Raw genomic sequence first — 17,228 nt, forward strand, 5'->3', positions numbered from 1 at the left:
CACCTCGCCCTTTCCTCGAACCACGGCTCCGCGCAGGTGCGCGGCACGCCGCCATGGCATCGACATGCTCAAACGCCTCATACCCGTGCTGCTGGCCGTCGCCGGCGGCTTCCTGATCGCGACCTGGTGGCCCGGGGCTCCCGAGGCCGTCCGCGCGATGCTGTCCCCCACCAAGGGCGGGAACGCTCCCGCCAAGCCAGAGCCTCTTCCGGCGGCCAAGGGCGAGCCGGAGAGGCCCGGCCTCGTCGCGCTGACGGACGACCAGATCGCCAAGGCGGGGATTCGGACGGGCACGGTCGGCGGAGGCAGCCTCTCGCGCCACCTGCACGTGCCGGGCACCGTCATCCCGAGCGCCAACCTGACCGCCCGCATCGCGGTCAAGACCACCGGGACGGTCGTCGAACTGCGCAAGGGGCTCGGCGACACGGTCGCGAAGGGCGAGGTCGTGGCGCTGCTCGACAGCCGCGAGATCGCCGAGACCAAGGGCGAGTACCTGGCGGCGCGGGTCTCGGCCGCCCTGCAGAAGACGCTCTACGAGCGCGACAAGGAGCTTTGGGACAAGCGCATCTCGTCCGAGCAGCAGTACCTGCGCTCGCAGGCCAGCTACCAGGACCTCAAGGTCAAGGAGGACGCCGCCCGGCGCAAGCTGACCTTCCTGGGCCTCAGCCAAGCCGAGATCGACGCCCTGCCGAAGCAGCCGGAGGCTCAGTTCGAGCGTCAGGAGATCCGCTCGCCCATCGCGGGCAAGATCGTCGAGCGCCGCGTCGACCCCGGGGCCGCGGTCGGACGGGACAACCTGGAGACCGAGCTCTACTCGGTCGTCGACCTGTCGAAGGTCTGGATCGACCTCGCGGTCAGTCCCGGCGACATGCCGCTCGTGCGCGAGGGCCAGGCCGTGACCGTCCGGGCCGAGGCGACCGGGGAGGCCGCGAAGGGCCGGATCGTCTTCATCGTGCCCGTCCTCGACCAAGCCACCCGCGCGGCCAGGGTCGTCGCGGAACTGGCCAACCCTGACGAGACGTGGCGGCCGGGCTCGTTCGTCGCCGCGGAGATCGTCATCTCCGAGAAGCCGGTGCGCGTCCTCGTCCCGGCCTCGGCGATCCAGACCCTGGAGGGCAAGCCCAACGTCTTCGTGCGCGTGGCCGAAGGCTTCGAGGCGCGCCCGGTCAAGCTCGGGCGGTCGGACGACGACGACGTGGAGGTGACGGAGGGGCTCGATCCCGGCCAGGCGGTGGTCGTAGCGAACTCGTTCACGCTCAAGTCCGAGCTCGGCAAGGCCGCGGCGGAGGACTGAACCATGATCCGTTCCATCCTCGGCTTCTCCGTCGCCAACCGCTACGCCGTCATCCTGGTGACCCTCATCGCCACCGCCTTCGGGGCGTGGTCGCTCGCGCGCTTGCCCATCGACGCTGTGCCCGACGTCACCAACAACCAGGTGCAGATCAACGCCATCGCCCCGGCGCTGACGCCGGTCGAGATCGAGAAGCAGGTCACGGTGCTGCTGGAACGCGCGCTGGCCGGCACGCCGGGGCTGGAAAGCATGCGCTCCTTCTCGCGCAACGGCTTCGCCCAGTTGACGGCCGTGTTCAGCGACAAGGTCGACGTGTACTTCGCGAGGACCCAGGTCAACGAGCGCCTGACCGAGGTGCGCGGCACCCTTCCGCCCGGGGTCGAGGTGAAGCTCGGGCCGATCTCGACCGGCCTCGGCGAGATCTACTGGTGGTCGGTGGAGTATCTGCCCCCAGGCGAGGGCGTGCCCGTGAGGGACGGCCGTTCTGGCTGGCAGACGGACGGGAGCTACCTGACGCCCGAGGGCGAGCGGCTGAGGTCCGACTTCGAGCGCACGGTCTACCTGCGGACCGTGCAGGATTGGATCATCCGGCCGCAGATGAAGAGTGTGCCGGGCGTGGCCGGGGCCGACGCCATCGGCGGCTTCGTGAAGGAGTACCAGGTCCGGCCGGACCCGATGAAGCTCGTGGGCTACGGCCTGTCCTTCGCTGACGTCACCCGCGCCATCGAGGCGAACAACGCCACGCGCGGGGCTAACTACGTCGAACGCAACGGCGAGGGCTACGTCGTCCGGGCCGGCGGCCTCATCGAGAACGTCGACCAGATCCGGGACATCGTGGTGGCGACCCGGGCCGGGGTGCCCATCCTAGTGAAGGACGTCGCGGAGGTCGGAATCGGACAGGAGCTCCGGACCGGTTCGGCCAGCGAGAACGGGCACGAGGTGGTGCTGGGCACGGCCCTGATGCTGATCGGCGAGAACAGCCGCACGGTCTCGGCCGCCGCAGACGCCAAGATCCGGGAGATCAACAAGCTCCTGCCGCCCGGCATCCAGGCCCGGACGCTCCTCAGCCGCACCGACCTCGTCGACGCGACCATCCGGACGGTGGGCAGGAACCTCGCCGAGGGCGCGCTGCTGGTCATCGCGGTGCTGTTCCTCACGCTGGGGAACATACGGGCAGCCGTCATCACCGCCCTGGTCATCCCCGTGACGATGATGCTCACGGCCACCGGCATGCTGGCGGGGAGGATCAGCGCCAACCTGATGAGCCTGGGCGCCCTCGACTTCGGCCTCATCGTCGACGGTGCGGTCATTATCGCGGAGAACAGCCTGCGGCACCTCGCCGAGCGACAACACGAGCTTGGACGCCGGCTCGGCCTGGACGAGAGGCTGGAGACGGTGCGGGTCTCGGCCGAGGAGATGATCAAGCCGAGCGTCTACGGGCAGGCCATCATCATCCTGGTCTACGTGCCCCTGCTGACCTTCACCGGCGTGGAGGGCAAGACCTTCACGCCAATGGCGCTGACGGTCCTGATCGCGCTCGTGGCGGCGTTTGTGCTGTCGCTCACCTTCGTCCCGGCGATGATCGCGACCTTCGTCACCGGGCGGGTCAGCGAGGGCGACAACGCCTTGGTCCGCGTCCTGAAGGCGGCCTACCGGCCGGTACTGTGCGGTGCCATCCGGTCACCGATAACCTTCATCGTCGGTGCGCTGGTCGTTCTCGGGATCGCCGGAGCGCTGGCGACGCGGCTAGGGCAGGAGTTCACGCCGACGCTCGACGAGAAGAACATCGTCATGGAGGCGCGCCGCATCCCATCGACGTCGATCACGCAGTCGCAGGCGATGCAGCTCGGCGTCGAGGAGACGATGAGCAAGTTCCCGGAGGTGGCCTTCGTCTACTCGCGCTGCGGCACGCCCGACATCGCCGCCGACCCGATGCCGCCGAACGCCTGCGACGCCTACCTCATCCTCAAGCCGCAGAGCGCCTGGCCCGACCCGCACGAGAGCAAAGAGGCGCTTATCGGACGGATGGAGGCGGAGGCGAAGCTGATCCCCGGCACGCTGCTCGGCTTTTCCCAGCCCATCCAGATGCGCTTCAACGAGCTCATCGCCGGCGTGCGCGACGACCTCGCCGTGAAGGTGTTCGGCGAGGAGTTCGGTCCGATGGTCGAGGGGGCCCGTAAGATCGCCGGCATCCTGCGCAGCCTGGAGGGCGCCGCCGACGTGAAGGTCGAGGAGGCGGTCGGGCTGCCGTTCCTTGAGATCAAGATCGACCGGCGCGAGATCGCCCGGCGCGGCCTGAGCATGGCCGACGTGCAGGACGTCATCGGCACGGCCGTCGGCGGCAAGGATGCCGGGCTGGTGTTCGAGGGCGACCGGCGCTTCGCCATCGTGGTTCGCCTCGCCGACGACGTCCGAGGAGACGTCGAGGCCCTGAAGAACCTCCCCGTCCCGCTGCCGCCCGCGCAGGCGGCTCCGGCCCGGTCGGGTACCGGCGTGCCGACCGCGCCGGGAGCGATGGGCATGAGCGTGCCGCTCCGCCAACTAGCGACCTTCACCTTCACGGAGGGGCCGAACCAGGTCAGCCGCGAGAACGGGCGGCGGCGCGTGGTGGTGACCGCGAACGTGCGCGGTCGCGACATCGGCTCGCTCGTGGCGGAGGCGCAGGAGCGAATTGCCGCGGAGGTGAGGCTGCCAGCCGGCTACGAGGTGCGCTGGGGCGGTCAGTTCGAGAACCTGACCGCCGCCCGGCAACGCCTGATGGTGGTCGTGCCGGCGGCCTTCGCGCTGATCTTCATCCTTCTGCTCGGGGCGCTCGGCTCCGCGCGCGACGCGTCCATCGTGTTCAGCGCCGTGCCGATGGCCCTGACCGGCGGCGTGGCCGCCCTGTGGGTCCGCGACATGCCGTTCTCGGTATCGGCGGCGGTGGGGTTCATCGCGCTGTCGGGCGTGGCGGTGCTGAACGGCCTGGTGCTGCTCAACCATATCCGGACGCTGGTTGCGGGGGGCATGGCCATCCCCGAGGCGGTCCGGGACGGGGCGCTGACCAGGCTGCGTCCCGTGGTGATGACGGCGCTGGTCGCCGCCCTCGGCTTCGTGCCGATGGCCCTGGCGACGGGGACGGGCGCCGAGGTGCAACGGCCGCTGGCGACGGTGGTCATCGGCGGCCTCGTCAGCGCGACCCTGCTCACCCTGCTGGTCTTGCCGGCGCTCTACGTCCGCTTCGGCCGGGCGGCGACGGGAGTGCGTGTCACGGAGGTGCGGCAACCTGCGCTGTGCGAGGCAGTGCGTTGAGGAAAGCCCGTGCGAGCGTGATGGCCGTTAGGTCCGCCTCCTGGTCGATCCCAGGTCGCGTGCCATCGCCGACGACTGAACCTGTTTCGGCTCATGGCCGGTCGGTCAGCCTTGAATGTCGACAGTCCATGCGGCCGCGTGGTCCTGGTGTGCGTGGCTGATGCCTTGCCAGCCTAGCCAGCCGGTGTAGAGGCCGACCAGGACGATCAGGGCGGCCGAGGCGTAAGGGGCCTGCCGGGCGAAGGCGTCGAACCCGGACCAGCGGGAGGCGACATGCTTGACGCTCAGCGCCGCGACGACGCCGGCCGAGACCATGGTCAGCGCCAGGCCGATGCTGAAGCAGACGACGAGCGCGAAGCCCAGGCTGAACTGCTTGAGCTGGATGCACAGGAGCAGGACCGTGATGGCTGCCGGGCACGGGATCAGCCCTCCGGTCAAGCCGAACAGCACGATCTGGCCGGTCGTCACATGCCGGCCCGCGAAGCGGCGGCGGATGTCCTCGGCATGGGCCCGGGCGTGGGCGTCGTCCTCGTCGCCCAGGTTCATGTGCCCGTGGTCATGGTCGTGCTCCTCGAACGCGACCTCGTGGATCTCGGCTCCGGCCGGCCCGTTGAGGCGCAGACGTGCCGTGAAGGCGTGCGGCTCCGGGATCTCCTCCAGGCTCTCCAGGAATTCGCCGCGGTGCGCGAAGGCGAACGCCTGCCGACCGCCGTCCGGGCGAAGCGTCTCGACGGTCATGCTCCCGGGAGCCGGTAGCTCACCCCGCTCCGCACGCACCCGCCAGCGCGGCGGCACCCCGTCCTCGAACACTTCCAGCGTCAGGAGACCGGCCCTGGTCGTGACGTGCTTCGTCTCGTCGTGATGGTGATGATGGTCGTGGTGCTGCTCGCGCCACGTGCGCCACGCCATCCAAAGCGCGATGCCGACGATGAGCACCGCGGAGGCGAGCTGGAAGTACGGCTCGCTCGCTTGGCCGCCCCATTCCTGGCCGAGATACTGCCCGCCGAGGGCAATGACCCAAACTACGGCGGTGTGCGAGAGCGTCGCCGCCAGCCCAAGCAGCACCGCCTGCGTGACCGTGCCTCGGACCGCGATGATGAAGGCGGCCATCATCGTCTTGGAGTGGCCGGGCTCAAGCCCGTGCAGGGCGCCGAGCAGGATCGCGCTCGGCACGAACAGCCAGGCATGCGCGGTGCCCTGCTGGAGCAGGTCAGGCAAGGAGGTCATGAGGTCTCGTCACTTGAGGTAGGTCCGCACCACCTCGATCAGCTCGGCGGCCCCCCGGGCGCGCTCTGTGTCCGGCTCGGCGTCCGGGTTCACGACGTGGTGGCGGATGTGGTCTTCCATCAATTCGGCGGTCAGCCCGTTGATGGCACCCCGCATCGAGGCGACCAGCATCAGGACGTCGGCGCAGCCGAGCTCGGCCTCCAGGGCCCGCTCGACGGCTTCCGCCTGTCCCTTGATCCGGCGCACACGCGCCAGGAGCTTGGTCCTTTCCTTGATCGTGTGGGCCATCACAGGCTTCCTCGTTATGGCGACACATAGGGGGGTACCCTATGTGTGTCCAGCGGCGTCGATGCCGTGGTGTGTGCGGAGCCGTACCATGAAGAAGGACGATCCCTGCATCGGGGTTTGCCAGTGGGACGGGCGCACCGGCTGGTGCCTCGGCTGCGGCCGCACAATCCCCGAGATCCGCGCGTGGAAGAAAATGACACCCTACCGGCGGACCGCCCTCGCGCGCGAGCTGCCCCGGCGGGTCGAGCAAGTCTCGGCCACACGGGAGCCGGCCCACTCCGACCTCGGGGACGCTTGACAGGGTGGGCGCTGGCGGGATGTATTGACTCATCGGGGAGCGATCCCCCGACGAGGCTTCGGCTGAAGAATCGCGTCCCATCTGCACTTGCTGCAAGGACGCGTCATGCCTGTGCCCAACACCATTACCGTCGACAAACTCGCGCGCCTGATCGGAACTCCCGGCTGCCCGGCCGTCGTCGACGTGCGCACCTACAAGGAATTCCTCGCCGACCAGCGGTACGTGCCCGGTTCCCTCGTCCGGGAGGCTAGCCGGGTCGCCGAGTGGGCGCCGGCGCTGCGCGGCAGGTCGGTCGTCGTGGTCTGCGAGGACGGGCGCCGGCACAGCCACGGCGTCGCTGCCTGGCTGCGCAGCGCCGGCGTGAACGCCGAGGCTCTGCAGGGTGGTATCGCAGACTGGGCGGCCGCCGAACTGCCGATGGTCCCGGCCGACAAGGTCCGCAACCGCGACGAGCAGGGCCGAACCGTCTGGGTCACGCGCGCCCGACCCAAAGTCGACCGTATCGCCTGTCCCTGGCTGATCCGCCGCTTCGTCGACCCCGACGCGGTCTTCCTGTTCGTGCCGCCGGGTGAGGTCGTCGGCGTTGCGGAACGGTTCGAGGCCGCACCCTTCGACATCGACGACCCGGGCACCTTCTGGAGCCACCGGGGCGAGCTCTGCACCTTCGACGTCATGGTCGAGGAGCTCGGCCTCGCCACGCCGCCGCTCCTGCACCTCGCGACGCTCGTGCGCGGGGCCGACACGGGCCGGCCAGACCTGGCGCCGGAGGCGGCCGGGCTGCTCGCGGCATCGCTCGGCCTGTCGCGCATCTATGCCAATGACATGGAGCAGCTCGACGCCGGCATGCTCCTCTACGACGCCTTCTATCGCTGGTGCCGGGACGCAACGGAGGAGCGTCACGACTGGGTGGGCGACCGCACTAAGGGGAAGGCCTGACCATGGCCGCGACCGCAGGCATCCAGACTGCGCCGGAGCATAGCGCAGCTGCCCCGGGAGCGCCGCTGCCCGTGACCCTGGCCGAGGCCGTGCCGATCTGGGCGCGCATCGCCGCGCTCTCGTTCGGCGGGCCGGCCGGGCAGATCGCGGTCATGCATCGCATCCTCGTCGAGGAGCGGCGCTGGATCTCCGAGAACCGCTTCCTGCACGCCCTGAACTTTTGCACGCTGCTGCCTGGCCCCGAGGCGCAGCAACTCGCCACCTACGTCGGCTGGCTCATGCACGGCACCCGCGGCGGGCTCGTCGCCGGCGGGCTATTCGTCCTACCGGGCGTGCTCGCGATCATGGCGCTGAGCTGGGTCTACGCGCTCTACGGCAACGTCGGTTTCGTCGCCGGCCTATTCTTCGGCCTGAAGGCGGCGGTGCTGGCCATCGTGCTCCAGGCCGTGATCCGGATCGGCAAGCGGGCACTCAAGGGACCGGTCATGGTCGGCCTCGCGGCTGCGGCGTTCGTGGCCATCTTCTTCTTCGACGTGCCCTTCCCGCTGATCGTGCTCTGCGCGGGCGTCATCGGCTACCTCGGCGGCCGAGCCGGCCTGCCGCAGTTCAAGGCCGGAGGGCACGGGGGTGGTGGCAAGGTCGTCGAGGGCCCCTTCCTACTCGACGATCACGAGCTTCCGCAGGAGCGGGCCGCCGCCGGGCAAACGCTGCGGATACTGCTGACCTGGGGCGCTATCTGGCTAGTACCGGTCGCTGCCATCCTGCTCGCCGCCGGCCCGGACGACGTCTTCAGCCAAGTGGCGGTGTTCTTCTCGAAGATGGCGATGGTGACGTTCGGCGGGGCCTACGCGGTGCTCGCCTACGTGGCCCAGCAGGCGGTGGAGCATTACGGCTGGCTGAAGCCCGGCGAGATGCTCGACGGCCTCGGCATGGCCGAGACCACGCCCGGCCCGCTGATCATGGTCACCCAGTTCGTGGGCTTCCTCGCCGCCTACCGGGCGCCGGGAAGTCTGCCGCCGCTCCTGGCGGGGACGCTCGGCGGGCTGCTGACCACCTGGGTGACCTTCGCGCCGTGCTTCCTCTGGATCTTCGTGGGCGCCCCTTACGTTGAGCGGCTGCGCGGCAACCGGGCCTTGGCCGGCGCGCTCTCGGCTATCACCGCCGCGGTCGTCGGCGTGATCCTGAACCTCGCGGTCTGGTTCGCCCTGCACACCGTCTTCGCCGAGACGCGACCGTTCGCGGCCGGCCCTGTCCGGTTCGACGTGCCGGTCCCGTCAAGCCTCAACCCCTGGGCCCTCGCGTTGGCGGCCGCGGCGGTGCTGGCGGTGTTCCGGTGCAAGGTCGGCATGGTCCAGACGCTCGCGGCCTGCGCCGCTGCCGGCGTCGCCCTGCACTTGGGAGGTTTGGTGTGATGGGCACCGGGCGCCGCACCGCGGCGGTCATCCTTCTCGTCCTGGCGGCGGGTCCGGCACCCGCGGGCGAGGCGTTCCGGCGCCTGACCGCGTCCGAGATCCGGGCGCGCCTTGTCGGCAAGGAGGTCACCGACGAGGTGCACTGGGCCTACCGCTTCGAGCCGGGCGGCCGCTTGCACGTCGTGTCCCTCGGGCGGGCTCACACCGCGCGGTGGCGGATCGACAAGGACGAGCTCTGCCTGGAGGCCGTTCCCTGCGTCCAGGTCTGGATGGCCGGCAACCGCGTCGAGCTCCGGCGTGGCGACGGCACCCTGCCGGACGAGGGTGTGCTGCAGGCACCGGCACGCCGGTCCTGAGGACTTCGAACCGCAACCACAATCGAGGAGACGACCATGCGTCGCTTGCTTGCATCCATCGCCGTCCTGGGCACCCTCGCGACCGGCGCGTCGGCCGCGGAGCCCTGGCAGGACGCCATCGCCACCGGGCTGGGCAAGCCCGGGACCGCCATGCCGGGCGGGGTCTACCGCGTCGGCCTGCCCCGGACCGACCTGAAGGTCACCCTCGACGGCGTGCAGCTGAAGCCATCCCTCGCCCTTGGCTCCTGGCTCGCCTTCGTGCGGCACGGGGGCGGGAACGAGGTCATGGTGATGGGCGACCTCGTCCTAACCGAGGACGAAGTGAACCCGGTGATGAAGCGCCTCGTCGAGAACGGCGTCGAGATCACCGCCATCCACAACCACCTGCTGCGGGCCTCACCGAGCACCCTCTACATGCACGTCTCCGGGCAGGGCGAGCCCGGGAAGCTCGCCACGATCCTGGCGGGGGCGCTGGGCGCGAGCCGCACGCCCTTCGGCGGCGAGACCGCCGGCGGCTCCCCGCCGTCCGGGAAGACCGAACCGGCCTCGGCCGGCGAGGGACCGGTGCCGGCGAAGGCGACCGCGCCGGATCAGTCGCTCGACCTCGACACGGCGGCCATCGACGCCGCCATCGGGCGCAAAGGCAAGGTCAACGGCGGCGTCTACGCCGTGAGCGTGCCGCGCTCGGAGACCCCGAAGGACCACGGCATGGTCGTGCCCGAGGCCATGGGCTCGGCGATCGCCATCAACTTCCAGCCGACCGGCGGCGGCAAGGCGGCCATCACGGGCGACTTCGTGCTCACCGCCGACGAGGTGAACCCGGTGATCAAGGCGTTGCGGGCGAGCGGCATTGAGGTCACGGCGCTTCACAACCACATGCTCGACGACGAGCCGCGGCTGTTCTTCATGCACTTCTGGGCGAACGACGACGCGGGCAAGCTCGCCAAGGGCCTGCGCGACGCGCTCGACCAGGTGAAGGTCGCGAAGGGCTGATGCCAGGAGCATCGCCATGATGACGATGTCGGTGAACCTCAGGGGGCGGTGCCTCGCGGTCCTGGCGGCGGCTTCGGTCACCGTCTCACTTCCGGCGACGGTTCCGCCGGCGAACGCCGCCGGCTGCGAGGGCACGTCCTGCGCCCTGAATGCGGGCGGCCAGGGCGTCGGTGCCCCGGCGGTGCCGCCGGCCGCTTCGGTCGACATCCGCGAGAGGCGGTCGGGGGACCTGTACCGCGTCTGCCTCGCCGAGCGGGGCAAGGCGTCGGGCTGGTGCAGCGCCTACCTCATGGGTGTCGCCGATACGCTGGCGGCCTTCGGCGATGGCGGCGACAAGGCCGGGATCTGCGCCGTCGACTACACCATCGAGGCCCTGACCGAGGCGTATATGGCCTGGGCGCACGCCAACGAGGCCCTGCTCCAGACCGACATGCTGGCGGGGGCCAGCCTCGCCTTCCGGCAGTGCTGGCCCTGTGGGCGGTGAACCGGAGCGCGCCCGCCTCCCTCACGATCCGCGCCAGCAATGCTCCCGGTGCCAAAGATGACGGGTCCAGGCCAGCATCCCTTCAAGGTCGCCGTCGTCTGGCGGGGCGACGCCCGGGCGCGAGCCGAAGCGCGTCCGGAAACCAGCCGGTTCGCGGCGGTGTTCGCCGTCCTTGAGCGGCACGGGCTCGCCGGCGAGCCCGCCGTATGGGTGGAGGAGCTCGCCGATGACGTCCGGGCCCAGCTTATGGCGGTGGACGCCGTGTTGGTCTGGGTGAACCCAGTGACTGAGGACACCGGCGAGGACCGCAGAGCTCTCGACGCGGTGCTGCGGGAGGTGGCGGCCGCCGGGATCCTCGTCAGCTGTCATCCCGACGTAATCGACCGGATAGGCACGAAGGAGGTGCTGGTCCGGACGCGGGAGTTGGGTTGGGGCACGGATACGCACCTCTACGCCAGCCATGCCGCGCTCGCGGCGGAGTTCCCCGCGCGCGTCGCCGAGGGGCCGCGGGTGCTGAAGTGCAGCCGCGGCAACGGCGGCATCGGCGTCTGGAAGGTAGAGCGCGCCGCGGGTCCCGACGTGCTGGTGCAGGAGGCGCGCGACCGGAGCCGGCGCACGATGCCACTCGACGCGTTCCTGGCCGAGCGCGCCGCCGACTTCGCGGCGGGCGGCCCCCTCGTCGACCAGCCGTTCCAGGCGCGGCACCTGGAGGGGATGGTCCGCTGCTACGTGAGCGGTACGCGGGTGGCCGGGTTCGGTGCCCAGTACGTGACCGCGCTCGCCTCGCCCGAGCATGGACGGGCCCCACCGCGCCTCTATTCTGGGCCGGACGACGCGCGCTTCCAGCACCTGCGCGGCCTGATGGAAGCGGAATGGATACCTGAGATGACGCTTCTGCTCGGCTTGGTCCCGGACGACCTGCCGGTCGTCTGGGACGCCGACTTCCTGCTCGGGCCGAAGGGCGCCGCCGGCGAGGACACTTACGTGCTCTGCGAGATCAACGCGAGCTCGGTTTACCCCATTCCAGACGAGGCGCACGACACCCTGGCCGCGACGCTGCGACATCGATTGGACGATGCCCACCGACCGGTGGAGCGGGACGCGGCCTTCGGAGGCTGACCGGAACCGGTTGTTAGCCTGGAAACAGCCTTGGAATACCGGATCGCTCCTCGTTTCATAGCGTACCCTTATGCGAATGGGCGGCCGCTGCCGTCACGGTGAACGTCCGCTATGGAGTGGCGTCCGCGGCTTCGTGAATGACCGGGATGGGCGCAAAGCAGCCAGAGGAGCCGTCCAGCACACGTCCGCTATCGGGATCCGAAGGGCTACGTGTGAACGATGGCGTTTGGTCGCAATCAGTCCGTCCGCATTTGCGTCAGCAAATCCCATTACGGCCGGCGGCTCTCAAAGATTGTCATCCGCTCCAACAAGAGCATGTCCGGAATGGCGTTTTTTTAGGCAACACGTCCGACCGTAGCTGACGCTTTGTCCGAGGCAGAGGTAATCGGCCCTTCCGGGGTTTGGATAGGTACCCATGCCTCTCCCGAGGCGGCATCCGCGACGGGCGTCGCGGATGTGTTTCCTCAGGCGCCACCGCCGATGGTATGACATCGGCGGTGACCCGGATCCTCGGGCTATGCCGACCGGCGGCGCAGGTCAGCGATCCGGGCGTTCAGCACGGCGCGCAACTCTTGCACCTCGACATAGGCGGCCTCGGCCTTCTCGAAGGCGGACAATCCGTCCTTTTGGATTTCCTGGGTCAGCGCCTCGATGCGCCGGACCGCGGTCAGGAAGCTCGGCGTCTCGGGTGAGCGGGTCTTGGACATGGTCAATCTCCTGGTCGCAGATCAGTTGTATGTGACGAAGGTCGGCACGACCCGGACGAAGATCGTCCCGTCGCGGAAGTGCAGGAACAGCGGCATGTGGGACTTGAGCTCGCGATAGCGCTCGATGACGAGGCCGGTGTCGGCCGCCGTCACCAGCGCCCAACCCGGCTCCCAGGCCGGGTCGTCGTCATCCCCATCGCCGAAGCCGAGCACCTCGATGGGAGCGGCATATGGCTTGATCTCGGCTGTCGCGCCGGTCCCAACGCCAGCTGCCGCGGCAAGGCCGGTCAGCAGGCTGCGCTCAACGCCTCGATTGAGCTGTCGCAGCCGCCGATCGGCGAGTTCCGCGAGATCGCCGAGGCTCGCGGCGAAGCCCTGCAAGGCCCCCGCCAGGGCGATGCGCCCAGCCGCCTCCAGATTCTCCGCGAGGGCGGCGTCGAACGCCGCGAGCGCGCGCTCGGCTCGTACGCCGGTGGCCTCGACAAGCCGGCGCACCAGTATCGCCGCGGCCGTCGGGGTCGGCTCAGATCGCGCCGCGACCGCATCCAGGGCGGTGAGCGGCGTCCCGGCATGGCCGAGCCCTGCGATGACGTTCGGAGCCCCGGTGGCCGCGCGCACGGTCGCGTAGGCGTTGAGGGCCTGGAAGCCCTCGACCGGACCGCCCCCTCGGCAGACCAGGGTCGCCGATAGGCCGTGCTCGCGGTGCAGCTCGCCCGCTCGGCCGAACGCCTCGCTCAACGAGTGCTCCGCCGACGGTCCCTCGAACATCGCGTAGATCCGGTGGAGCCGGATCAGGCCGTTCTCCTCCAGTGGGCGCAGGACGTGCTCGACGTCGCGACGGGCATCGCCGAACTCGGCGGCGATCAGCGCGATGTGGCGCGGATCCTCGGGCACCTCCCAGGTCCCCGGGCCTAAGCGGCGCCCCTCGCGCCTCAGGCGCTGCAGCGTCCTCTCCCGCTGGATCTCGCCCTCGACCGGCACCGCGCCGACCGAGATCACAGCGATGACCCTGGCTTGTACCCCGGCACCGCGCCCGTAGCGCTGACGCAGGCTGGTTTGCAGCCGGAGCACGACGGTCCTGTTGACCAAGGCCGCCGGATCGAGGGCGTCGCCGATCGCATCCCGGCAGGCGGCGAGGTCGGCAGCGGCGAGCCGAACCTTGAGCCGGGGCGGCTCGAGGCTACTGCTTGGATCGGCCTCGCCGAGCAGGAGCAGGTGTCCGTCGGACCCGAGGGGTGCGACGGTCAGGACGCTGGCCCGCACCGTGTGCTCGCCTCGCAGGCGTTGGCGCAGCCAGCCGAGCAGATCGCGGAGCTCGCGGATCTCGTCGGCGACCCGGGTCGCCCCTGCGTCGTCCAGCGGGATAGGAGGAGGACGGGCATCGCCCGGTTCAGCCGGGGGTACAGGCCCCCCGTGGGTCTTAGGAAAGAATCTGTGGTGTCGCATCGTGTCGTTCGCTGAGGTCGGGATGGGGCAGTGGTCCGGCGGCCAGCATGCCGGCGGCCGGATCGTCGAGGGTGGCGTCAGTCGAACAGCGGCCCGGGCTTGCCGTGCGGCGTCTTCGCCTTGCGCGTGGGCTTGGGGATCGCCTCGATCAGTTCGGCGATCGCATCGAGCCGCGCCCGGTCGGCCAGCCGCAGCTCCTGCCGGAGGATGCCGGCGAGGAAGGCCAGGATCTCGTCCGGGTGATCGAAACAGCGGTGGGCCAAGCCGTCGAGCAGCGTCGGCGACGACGCGCGGCGCGTGATCACCGGCACCGGCAAAACGGCGACCTGACGCATCAGCCCGTCGTCCGACAGCTCGCGGAACGCGAACCCACAGCCCGGGTCCACGACCACCACGTCCAGGGAACCCCACTCGTACTGATCGATCGCACAATCGAACGCATGCCGAAGCGCGGCGACCGAGCCCGGCTGCTCGAACGCGATCGGATGTCGGATCAACTCGATGGCGCCCTGATCCCACCAATGGGCGAGGGCATTGACCAGCGGGTGCTGAGCGCCGTCATCCGGCTCGATTAGGAACACCCGCCGGAGCCGGCGCGGGACCGGCAGGTCGTGCTGCCGGACCCACAAATAGTCGGCTTCCAGGCCATCCCGAACCACAGCGTCCTGCTCGGCCCATCCCGTCAGGAAGGCGTCGCGCACGAAGCCGGCGACCCCCGCGGTGAGGTTGCCCAGCGGCTCGGCCACGAAGGTCAGCTTGAGTTCGTGTTCGCCGATGATCGCACCGGGATCGAGCAGGATGCCGGTCGCGTCCTGGATCTCGCGGATGAGGTCGCCGGAGAGGAAGGCGTGAAGCCTTCCGGTACGGTCAGGATCGACAGGTTGGAGTTCGAGGGTAAGGCCGTCCTTGTGCCGGCGCGGGCGCTCGACCCGTGCGCGCACCCGCAAGCCCGGCGACTCGTGCGGGCGGCCGGGCTCGTTCGCGCCGGTGGGCGCGTCATGATCTGTATCTGTCATTTGTGATGTCCATCGTCAGGGGAAGGGGCGAAGGCGCCTCACCGACCGTCCAGCGAGCGCTGTCCGAGCGCCGCGTTCTGCCGTCCCCGTCCTCCTTGGGCTTTTGGGGCGAAGGGCCTTCGCCTGATCTGCTGTGATTGGACTGCTTTCCCCTCCGCTCCCGCAGCCGCAGAGGCTCGGGAGCGCGTCGCCTTTCGCTTGATTATGTTCTTCTAAGTTTGCTGTGTTTCGACTTGCTTCAGGCTCCCCGATCGGGCCGCAACGCCGACGATCCGAGCGCTCAAGGCTCGCAAGGGGTCGAGCGTCAGCGATAGGAAGAGCGTGAACTCGTCGGGCGATAACCGCACCTCCGCGGCGCGCTCCAGGCGTCCACGAAAGGTCGCAAATGCGGGCGGACAGCTTTCCGTCCTGGCTCGGATGAAATCGCTGCAGTTCGTGGGGGAAACTGCCTCGGTATGGGCCCGTATGATCGGCGCGAGCGCGCACCCAGAGCCTCGCCAGCTCGAGATCGCAGCCAGCCTCGTTCTCGCCGGCGGGCATGTCGTAGGTTGTGATCTCTTCGTGTTCGTGAGGAAGAGAGCACAGATGCCTCGCCGCCCTCCGTCGTCGCATTACTCCCGGTGTTCGCGAACTGTCTTTGCTTCACCCCGCCTCGGTTCTCGTCTCATCGATCTCGGCACGATCAGCCCCCGGGCTCTCGGGCGGCAACGCTCTGTCAGTGAACGTCTTTCAGGCTCAAAGCGATAACCGACGTAGGGTTGGGAGTGATAACCGACGTCTATCCAATTTTGGTGATATCCCACGTGACGGCGACCACCTCGATCCTAAGTCCGAGCGGAGGGGCGCCGGCTGAGCCCAACTACTCGAACTTCTGCCGTTGTTCGAAAGCAGGATATCTTACGGCGTCGTACCCCAGGCCCCGCTGTCGGATCAGGACGATCCGACAGCTCCTTGCCTCGTCTTCGCAGCGCTCGCAGCAACAGGTGCCTGGCCCGGCCTTGCCTTCCGGCTTCGGTATCCCGCAATCTAAGCCTCAGGCACGAGAGGCAGCGACCAGCGGCCAATCATATCTGCTGATCAGCCAAACACTCCAATCGACGATCCATTCACTCATCCAGTCGTCGTTCTCGGCGAAAGCCTCCGCGAAGGCGTCCTCCTGAGCGTCGTCATGGAATGCAAGCGCCGCGCGCACGTCGTCCAGGCATAGGTACCCGCACGCCACCATCTCAAGGCCCGCGTGGATCAGGTCGGCACGATCCTGCATCAGCACGGCCATCACATCGCGGCGCAAACGCTCGCAGAGTACCGCGTCGGTTAAGACTAGCAGGGCGTCCTCGTCGAGTCCGGCCAGAACCTTGAGCGGGCTCTTCTTCGTACGCCCCTCCCTGTACGCGACGACCGGATTTCTCCTATCCGCCTCTTGGCCGTCAGAGAGCTTGTGCTGGCGAAGCCAGAGGTCGGCAGTAAGCGCGTCCCAGGCATCCATCGGTTCCTTCAGGTCGCCGGGATCAGGCGGCCAGCTGGACATGAATTCGGAGGCATCGTGTATGGTCCAGCAATCGAGGGTCTGGGCTCCAGGTAAGAATGGGAGATCCCAGCACGGGTGATCGGCCAGAATCTTCGCGGGCGGGCGTCCGCGGAAGCCGAGGTCGAACGGCTTTTCGCCATAAACCTTTAGCTCCGGTGGCAGTAAGGTAAGGTCGCGACACGCTCGGCGGGCTTCCCGGAAGGCACCGGACGCGAACACCGCGGGCAGCGCTTGCACGAGATCGGGATCTGTCAACGGCATCGGACCATCGATCCGCGCCTTCCAGATCGCCAAGTCGAGGCCAGCAATCTGAGCGACTGCGCGCAGGATGGGGCGCATTTGGTCGTTGAGATGCTCTCGAACTGCGAGACGGCGCGCCTCGTCCGAGAATTCGGGCGTCATGCGATGCTGTGCCGACCGGTCGACGTCAGCGACCGCGACGTCGGGCCGATCTGACGTCACGTTGACGACCTCAGGGACCTGCGCTCCCATCAGGGACAGGCGGAAGCGCTGGCGGACGAGGTCGTGGCGGATGTGGCCGAGGAGCGTGGCGATGGTCGCTGGGTCGTGACGGCTATCCCGATCGGAGGAGGGATGGAGGGTGTATCGTGCGTCGTCCATGATCGTCGGTTCCCGATAGTCATGCTGAGAGGTTGCCAGCCGAGGGGCGTGGCGGCGGGGGGATGGCGGCCGGGGCGGTCTTCGCCCGGCTTCGGAGGATGAAGGGCTCACGACGCTCCGCTACTGGTGCGCTGTGATGCTGAGATGCCTCGACGCCAAAGCGTCATGGACTTGGAGCATCGTGACGCCGTGGCATCACGATGCTCTTGCTGGAG

15 protein-coding genes are annotated in these 17,228 nt (G+C 69.0%); 9 read left to right on the forward strand and 6 right to left on the reverse strand.

Features of this window, described 5'->3' with window-relative positions; translation table 11 throughout:
- Positions 1-64 precede the first annotated feature (64 nt).
- Positions 65-1,294, forward strand: a complete 1,230-nt coding sequence (locus MET9862_RS09035) for an efflux RND transporter periplasmic adaptor subunit (protein WP_024830177.1) — start codon at positions 65-67, stop codon at positions 1,292-1,294.
- Between the two features lie 3 nt (positions 1,295-1,297).
- Positions 1,298-4,582, forward strand: a complete 3,285-nt coding sequence (locus MET9862_RS09040) for an efflux RND transporter permease subunit (protein ID WP_024830178.1) — start codon at positions 1,298-1,300, stop codon at positions 4,580-4,582.
- A gap of 105 nt (positions 4,583-4,687) precedes the next feature.
- Here the strand turns inward: MET9862_RS09040 and MET9862_RS09045 are convergent, their stop codons facing one another.
- On the reverse strand, positions 4,688-5,809 hold the full coding sequence (locus MET9862_RS09045) for a nickel/cobalt efflux transporter (RefSeq protein WP_024830179.1): 1,122 nt from the start codon (positions 5,807-5,809) through the stop codon (positions 4,688-4,690).
- A 9-nt stretch (positions 5,810-5,818) separates the two neighbouring features.
- Complete coding sequence (locus tag MET9862_RS09050) at positions 5,819-6,097, reverse strand: metal/formaldehyde-sensitive transcriptional repressor (protein WP_024830180.1); 279 nt, start codon at positions 6,095-6,097, stop codon at positions 5,819-5,821.
- Positions 6,098-6,185: 88 nt separating this feature from the next.
- Between MET9862_RS09050 and MET9862_RS09055 the strand changes: the two genes are divergently transcribed.
- The 7 genes from MET9862_RS09055 to MET9862_RS09085 all read left to right on the forward strand — a co-directional run bounded on the left by MET9862_RS09055 (position 6,186) and on the right by MET9862_RS09085 (position 11,695).
- The gene (locus tag MET9862_RS09055) at positions 6,186-6,395 is read left to right on the forward strand and encodes a DUF1289 domain-containing protein (RefSeq protein ID WP_024830181.1); all 210 of its coding nucleotides are present in this window, start codon (positions 6,186-6,188) and stop codon (positions 6,393-6,395) included.
- Positions 6,396-6,500: 105 nt separating this feature from the next.
- Positions 6,501-7,331: a chromate resistance protein ChrB domain-containing protein gene (locus MET9862_RS09060; RefSeq protein ID WP_024830182.1), complete on the forward strand. Its 831-nt coding sequence runs from the start codon at positions 6,501-6,503 to the stop codon at positions 7,329-7,331.
- Positions 7,332-7,333: 2 nt separating this feature from the next.
- Positions 7,334-8,743, forward strand: coding sequence for a chromate efflux transporter (chrA, locus tag MET9862_RS09065; protein WP_024830183.1), 1,410 nt, complete (start codon positions 7,334-7,336; stop codon positions 8,741-8,743).
- Positions 8,743-9,099, forward strand: a complete 357-nt coding sequence (locus tag MET9862_RS09070) for a hypothetical protein (RefSeq protein WP_024830184.1) — start codon at positions 8,743-8,745, stop codon at positions 9,097-9,099. The genes chrA and MET9862_RS09070 overlap by 1 nt, the downstream gene beginning before the upstream one ends.
- A 36-nt stretch (positions 9,100-9,135) precedes the next feature.
- A complete protein-coding gene (locus MET9862_RS09075; RefSeq protein ID WP_024830185.1) occupies positions 9,136-10,092 on the forward strand; it encodes a DUF1259 domain-containing protein in 957 nt (318 codons plus the stop codon).
- 16 nt (positions 10,093-10,108) lie between these two features.
- Complete coding sequence (locus tag MET9862_RS09080) at positions 10,109-10,576, forward strand: Rap1a/Tai family immunity protein (RefSeq protein WP_024830186.1); 468 nt, start codon at positions 10,109-10,111, stop codon at positions 10,574-10,576.
- A 57-nt stretch (positions 10,577-10,633) separates the two neighbouring features.
- The gene (locus MET9862_RS09085; RefSeq protein ID WP_024830187.1) at positions 10,634-11,695 is read left to right on the forward strand and encodes a Cj0069 family protein; all 1,062 of its coding nucleotides are present in this window, start codon (positions 10,634-10,636) and stop codon (positions 11,693-11,695) included.
- Between the two features lie 515 nt (positions 11,696-12,210).
- On the opposite strand, the gene MET9862_RS09090 is transcribed toward MET9862_RS09085, so the two are convergent.
- The 4 genes from MET9862_RS09090 to MET9862_RS09105 form a co-directional block, all read right to left on the reverse strand.
- Positions 12,211-12,402, reverse strand: coding sequence for a hypothetical protein (locus MET9862_RS09090; protein ID WP_024830188.1), 192 nt, complete (start codon positions 12,400-12,402; stop codon positions 12,211-12,213).
- 21 nt (positions 12,403-12,423) lie between these two features.
- Entirely contained in the window at positions 12,424-13,848 is a 1,425-nt protein-coding gene (locus MET9862_RS09095) for an exodeoxyribonuclease VII large subunit (RefSeq protein ID WP_024830189.1), read from the reverse strand.
- Between the two features lie 77 nt (positions 13,849-13,925).
- Positions 13,926-14,795 carry a hypothetical protein gene (locus MET9862_RS09100; protein ID WP_142582698.1) on the reverse strand — a complete coding sequence of 290 codons (870 nt, stop codon included), beginning with the start codon at positions 14,793-14,795 and terminating at the stop codon, positions 13,926-13,928.
- Positions 14,796-15,897: 1,102 nt separating this feature from the next.
- Positions 15,898-17,013 (reverse strand): hypothetical protein, encoded by a 1,116-nt coding sequence (locus MET9862_RS09105; RefSeq protein WP_024830191.1) that lies wholly within the window; start codon positions 17,011-17,013, stop codon positions 15,898-15,900.
- Between the last annotated feature and the right edge of the window lie 215 nt (positions 17,014-17,228).

The sequence above is a fragment of the Methylobacterium symbioticum genome (assembly GCF_902141845.1).
GTDB classification, from domain to species: domain Bacteria; phylum Pseudomonadota; class Alphaproteobacteria; order Rhizobiales; family Beijerinckiaceae; genus Methylobacterium; species Methylobacterium symbioticum.

Bases quoted from the DNA above. Each gene is read 5' to 3' on its own strand.
- MET9862_RS09040 (WP_024830178.1), top strand. From the start codon at position 1,298: ATGATCCGTTCCATCCTCGGCTTCTCCGTCGCCAACCGCTACGCCGTC.
- MET9862_RS09085 (WP_024830187.1), top strand. From the start codon at position 10,634: ATGACGGGTCCAGGCCAGCATCCCTTCAAGGTCGCCGTCGTCTGGCGG.
- MET9862_RS09060 (WP_024830182.1), top strand. From the start codon at position 6,501: ATGCCTGTGCCCAACACCATTACCGTCGACAAACTCGCGCGCCTGATC.
- MET9862_RS09050 (WP_024830180.1), bottom strand. From the start codon at position 6,097: ATGGCCCACACGATCAAGGAAAGGACCAAGCTCCTGGCGCGTGTGCGC.
- MET9862_RS09070 (WP_024830184.1), top strand. From the start codon at position 8,743: ATGGGCACCGGGCGCCGCACCGCGGCGGTCATCCTTCTCGTCCTGGCG.
- MET9862_RS09055 (WP_024830181.1), top strand. From the start codon at position 6,186: ATGAAGAAGGACGATCCCTGCATCGGGGTTTGCCAGTGGGACGGGCGC.
- MET9862_RS09075 (WP_024830185.1), top strand. From the start codon at position 9,136: ATGCGTCGCTTGCTTGCATCCATCGCCGTCCTGGGCACCCTCGCGACC.
- MET9862_RS09090 (WP_024830188.1), bottom strand. From the start codon at position 12,402: ATGTCCAAGACCCGCTCACCCGAGACGCCGAGCTTCCTGACCGCGGTC.
- MET9862_RS09080 (WP_024830186.1), top strand. From the start codon at position 10,109: ATGATGACGATGTCGGTGAACCTCAGGGGGCGGTGCCTCGCGGTCCTG.
- chrA (WP_024830183.1), top strand. From the start codon at position 7,334: ATGGCCGCGACCGCAGGCATCCAGACTGCGCCGGAGCATAGCGCAGCT.
- MET9862_RS09035 (WP_024830177.1), top strand. From the start codon at position 65: ATGCTCAAACGCCTCATACCCGTGCTGCTGGCCGTCGCCGGCGGCTTC.
- MET9862_RS09045 (WP_024830179.1), bottom strand. From the start codon at position 5,809: ATGACCTCCTTGCCTGACCTGCTCCAGCAGGGCACCGCGCATGCCTGG.
- MET9862_RS09105 (WP_024830191.1), bottom strand. From the start codon at position 17,013: ATGGACGACGCACGATACACCCTCCATCCCTCCTCCGATCGGGATAGC.
- MET9862_RS09095 (WP_024830189.1), bottom strand. From the start codon at position 13,848: ATGCGACACCACAGATTCTTTCCTAAGACCCACGGGGGGCCTGTACCC.